General features: G+C 66.2%; 4 protein-coding genes. 1 reads left to right on the top strand and 3 read right to left on the bottom strand.

Annotated elements, in window-relative coordinates:
* Nucleotides 1–155: 155 nt before the first annotated feature.
* The 3 genes from ACQKJZ_RS18035 to ACQKJZ_RS18025 all read right to left on the bottom strand — a co-directional run bounded on the left by ACQKJZ_RS18035 (nucleotide 156) and on the right by ACQKJZ_RS18025 (nucleotide 4,207).
* Nucleotides 156–2,009, bottom strand: coding sequence for a glycoside hydrolase family 35 protein (locus tag ACQKJZ_RS18035; protein WP_427732922.1), 1,854 nt, complete (start codon nucleotides 2,007–2,009; stop codon nucleotides 156–158).
* Nucleotides 2,010–2,276: 267 nt separating this feature from the next.
* A complete protein-coding gene (locus ACQKJZ_RS18030; protein ID WP_427732920.1) occupies nucleotides 2,277–2,639 on the bottom strand; it encodes a hypothetical protein in 363 nt (120 codons plus the stop codon).
* A gap of 20 nt (nucleotides 2,640–2,659) precedes the next feature.
* A complete protein-coding gene (locus ACQKJZ_RS18025) occupies nucleotides 2,660–4,207 on the bottom strand; it encodes a L,D-transpeptidase family protein (RefSeq protein ID WP_427732918.1) in 1,548 nt (515 codons plus the stop codon).
* 354 nt (nucleotides 4,208–4,561) lie between these two features.
* On the opposite strand from ACQKJZ_RS18025, the gene ACQKJZ_RS18020 reads away from it, so the two are divergent.
* On the top strand, nucleotides 4,562–4,940 hold a 379-nt coding region (locus ACQKJZ_RS18020; RefSeq protein ID WP_427732916.1), incomplete at its 3' end, for a BapA/Bap/LapF family prefix-like domain-containing protein.

Here is a 4,940-nt window from a genome sequence, read left to right as displayed (position 1 = left end):
CCCGTCCCCTCCCCTAAAGGGGAGGGGTGATTGTGTTTTGAGCCCTCCCCATGCCGGTCAGGCCGGCATGGGGAGGGCGCCTTCGCAAACGGGGACACCCCTCCGTCAGCCCTGCGGGCTGCCACCCCCCCTTACAGGGGAGGAAGGGACAATATTTACTGCGCCTCGCGCTTGTTGGTGATGTTACCCCAGATCGGCGCGGTGACGGTCGCCACCCGGACCTTGTCGTCGCCGGTCAGGTCGAAGAAGCGGATCTTGTTCACCCCCGCCTGCATCCACGGCGCGGGCGTGTAGAGTGTATGTACCGGCCCGATCCACCAGAAGCGGCCCAGATTATGCTCGCCCAGCCACAGCTGCCCCTTATGCGCCCCGCGCATGTCGAGATAGGTGTCGCCCGGCCGGTCGACCGTCATCTCGACCTCGTAGAAGCACGGCCCCGAGCAGGGCTCGGCGGTCATCGGCAGCTTGGCGACATCGTCCATCGGCAGGCGGTACATCCGCCAGTCGCGCAGCACGCGGCCGTCCAGCGTCACCGCACCGGTCAGCCCGGTCTGCTCGGTGCGAATGGCGTGCGAATAGTTCACGCGGCCGGTATTCTCGACCAGGATGTCGATGGTTGCGGGCTTGTCCTGCGGCGTGATGTCGACCCGCTCCTGCCCCAGCCGCCGGTCGATCGTGCCGATCAGCTTCTGGTTGACATAGACCTGCGCATAGCTGTGCATGTTCTTCAGGACGAGCGCTCCGCCTTTCCCCGCCGGCAGCGCGACGCGGTAGAGGACATAGCCGTAATTCTGGTCGAGTTCCTCGAAGGTCATGGGCAGGTCGGCGCGCACCGGCTGCGGCAGGTTGCGCCAGAGCGAGGCGCTGCGCCGCACGGGCGAGACGGGGAAGCTGACCGCCTTGGTCGCGGTGGGCGTCGGCGCGGCGGGCTTGCCCGTCACCTCGGCGATCACCGAGGCGAGCAGGCCGTATTTGTAGCGCGGATTGCCCGCCTCATCGAGCGGCGCGTTATAGTCATAGCTGGTCGTGTCGGGATGATAATCGGTGCCGGTGTGCGAATCCGCGCCGTTCATCCAGCCGAAGGTGGTGCCGCCATGGAACATGTAGAGCGACACCGAATAGCCGCGCTTGAGCATGAAGCCGAGTTCCTCGGCCTCTTTCTGGCCATCGGTTTCGTGATGGTCCTCGCCCCATTTGTCGAACCAGCCCGCCCAATATTCGCCGACCATGCGCAGGCCGTCGGGGCGGAACGCCTCCAGCTTGGCGACCGCGTTCTGCGCGCCGCCCGAACCGAAATTGACGACCGACGGCACCTCGGGCAGCGAGCCCTTGGCCAGATCGCCCGCCTGGTTGGAGGTGAACAGCACGCCATCGGCGAGGCCGGCGCGCTGATAGCTGGCCTTCAGCCCCTCCAGATACGCCTTGTCGCTGCCGAACGCGCCATATTCATTCTCCAGCTGGATCGCGACGATCGGCCCGCCGTTGCGCAGCAGCAGCGGCTTCACCTCCTGCCCCAGCCGCGCCAGCCAGCGGTCGACGGCGGCGGTGTATTTCGGATCGGTCGAGCGCAGCAGCAGCGAGCGATCCTTCAGCAGCCAGGACGGGTAGCCGCCCAGCTCCCACTCCGCACAGACATAGGGGCCGGGGCGCAGGATGACGTCCAGCCCCTCAGCCTGCGCATCGCGGATGAAGGCGGCGATGTCGTTCTGCCCAGTGAAATCATAGGTCCCGGGGCGCGGTTCATGCGCGTTCCAGAAGGAATAGGTGGTAATGGTGTTCAGCCCCATCGCCTTGGCCTTGCGCAACCGGTCGCGCCAATAGGCACGCGGGATGCGGGTATAGTGCATCTCGGCTGAGATGACCTGATAGGGCTTGCCGTCCTTCAGAAAGCCGTTGCCCTGGACGGCGAAGCTGTGCGCCGGCGTCGTCCCTTGCGCCGAGGCGATCGCCGGCACCAATGCCGATGCCGCCACCATCATTCCCAAAGCCGATCGCATTACCCGCTTCACGCGCCTCTCCTGCCCATTGCCCCCGCCGCCCCCTTGTTCGGGGTCGCGCGATGATGTCGTCGTTCGGCGGCAAGGTGACAGGCGGAAGCGCGCGCGTCAATTTGTCAGACCTAAAAAGTCGACGGGCACATCCTCTCCGGTACGGGGAGGTGGCAGGCCGTCAGGCCTGACGGAGGGGGGCTTCCGCACGGGACATCCTTTGCGGTGCTCCCCCTCCACCATGCTTCGCATGGTCCCCTCCCCGTGCCGGGGAGGATTTTTAGAAAGTCACTGTTCGTTCGTCGGAGCCTCTTCGGGCGCCGCTTCGTCCGACGAGGCACGACCGCGCGTTACGCGCGACGTCATGCCGGTGGCCGAGGCGTCGTCGAGCACCTGCTGGTCGACCGTCCGCTCGGGCGGCGGGGGCGGCAGGGTTTCCTCGACGGCGTTCATGTCCGCGACCGGTGCGGCTTGGTTCTCCATCGCCGGCATCACGTCTTCGGGCTTCGTCTCGATCACGCCCGTGTCGTTTTCGGTCATCGCGGCCGGCTGTTCCTCCGGCTCGGAGCGCGAGCAGCCGGCCATCGCCGGCAGCAGCAGCCCCGCCGTGACAAGCGCCAGGGCGTGGCGGCGATAGGTCTTGATGGTCATGGCTTTACCCCTTTTTTCCATTACTTGGTCGACTGCGCGCGCTCGGCCGAGCGTGCCTCGATCTTGCTCGCCAGCTGGCTGTCCCAGCCATAGGGATCTTCGCGGAACCCGACCTGCCCGTCATTATTGGCGAAGGCCGTCCAGTAGAGCAGATAGACCGCCACCGGCTCGGCCATGCTGGCGCGTACCGTCTTGCCCGACGCCAACGTCGCGTCGACCGCCGCCGGCTGCCATTCGGGCGTGGTCTTCAGCACCCAGTCGGCCAGTTCGGCGGGCTTTTCCAGCCGGACGCAGCCATGGCTGGCCAGCCGGTCGAACTTCGAAAAGCCCGACTGCGCCGGCGTATCGTGCAGATACACGGCGAAGTCGTTGGGGAAGTCGAACTTGAACCGCCCCAGCGCACTCTTTTCCGAGGATTGCTGGAGGCGCTTGGAGCCGTCGCCATTGTCGATGATGCGGAAGCCCGCGCGCTTCAGATAGCCGGGATTGGCGCGCTCCTTGGGCCATAATTCCTTGTTCGCGATCGAGCTGGGCACGTTCCACGGCGGATTGAGCACGACACTGTGGATCGAGGACACCAGCATCGGCGTCTCGTTGCCCGGCCGCCCCGTCACCGCCTTCATCGACATGACGGGATTGTCGCCCTCGAACACGGTCAGCACGGCGGCGGCGATGTTCACCTGCACCCGCTTGGCCTCCAGCTGCTGGGGCAGCCAGCGCCAGCGCTCCATATTCGCCATGATCTGGCGGATGCGCTGCGACACGGGCACGTTCAGCGCGGCGATCGTCTGCGCCCCCACCGTGCCGACGGGGTTCAGGCCGTAGCGACGCTGGGCACGGCGCACCGCCGCCAGCAGCGGTTCGTCGAAGGTCGCGCCGGTCGCGCTAACCGCCGGGTCCTCCATCGCGAGGCGCTTGCGCAGTTGGGCCACCAGCGGCCCGCTCGACTGATAGGGGATGGCGGCGTTGGCCGGCAGCGCGGTCCAGCCGCCTGCCTCCGCCATCGCGCGATAGCGGGCGAGCCCGGCGACCAGCGTGTCGTAACCGGCATAGGGCGGCGGCAGCGATGCGATCCAGTCGGCGATCCGATCCTGCCGCACCGCGTCGGTAAAGCCGGGCAGCGGGTCATAGGATTGCGGCCGGATACCCCAGTCCTTCGTGAAGTCGGCGGTGTCGAGCCGCCCGACATGCACGGCATGCGCGTAATCGAGGGCGATACGCGCGATCGCGTCCGGGGCCATGCCCGACAGGTCGCGCGGTGCGCCCTGTCGCAGGCCGTTGGTCACCTCCCCCTTGGCGATCAGCGTCGCGAGCTGGCGCGCCTGCGCCTCACTGAGCGTCGGCATCGCCACCGGGGCTGTGATCTGGGTCGGGGTGGCGATCCGGGGCGTGGTGGCCGGCGCTTGGGCCGCGGGCGGCATGGTCGCCTGCGGTGTCGCGGCGGGTACGGGCACGGGTGGCGGCGACACCTGCGCCATCAGCGGCATCGCGACGAGCGATCCGCCCGCCAACGCGCCGATCCAACGGGTAACCGAACGGCCAGAAACAGGGAAAGGCGATGCGGTCATAATATCAGGATTGCCCCTTCTCGACATGGTGCCCCTCGGCAAACGCGGCCGATTGCACCATCCTATCCTACGCCAAGCTGAACCGATCGGTCCCGCCCCCGATTAATTTTTTTGCCGGCCGGCCCCTGCCGGATCGCCTTCGATCCGCTTCCCAAGCGACGGACATAATGGGCGTTAACCAACTGAATCAGTTCCGATTGCGGACAGGTAGCATCTCAGGCGCGGCCGACCCGGTTAGCATGTCAGCAATGGGAGGAGGTCGTGCGCCCGCACGGCATGACACGGGTTCACGGCCCTTCTCCCGCCGACGCCGACGCGTCGGTCCAGTGACATGCGAAAAGGGAGGATCACGCCATGCAGACCGAGATCATCGCAAAGGCAACCGGCACCACCACGACCACCACCGCCAATGTCATCGATCTCACCACGCCCAGCGTCGTCCGCCTCGATCTGAACCGCGATCGGGTGGCGAGCATGGAGCGGGACGGTGATGATCTCGTCATCCGCCTGACCGACGGTCAGACCATTCGCATCGACAATTTCTATGCCGACCAGCGCGGCGTGGGCAGCGACTTGGTGCTGCGCGAGGATAATGGCGGCCTGTGGCTGACCAACCCGAGCGCCAGCGGCGCGGGCCGGTTCACGACGCTGACCAATCTCGACGATCTGCTGGCGGCGCAGAAAAAAAAAAAAAAAAAAAAAAAAAAAAACCAGAAAAAAGTCCTTGAGGGAA

The organism is Sphingomonas sp. NPDC019816 (assembly GCF_050274375.1).
In the GTDB taxonomy this organism is placed as follows: domain Bacteria; phylum Pseudomonadota; class Alphaproteobacteria; order Sphingomonadales; family Sphingomonadaceae; genus Sphingomonas.
Note: the sequence above shows the minus strand (reverse complement) of the source record. Positions and strands in the feature narration are given on the sequence as shown.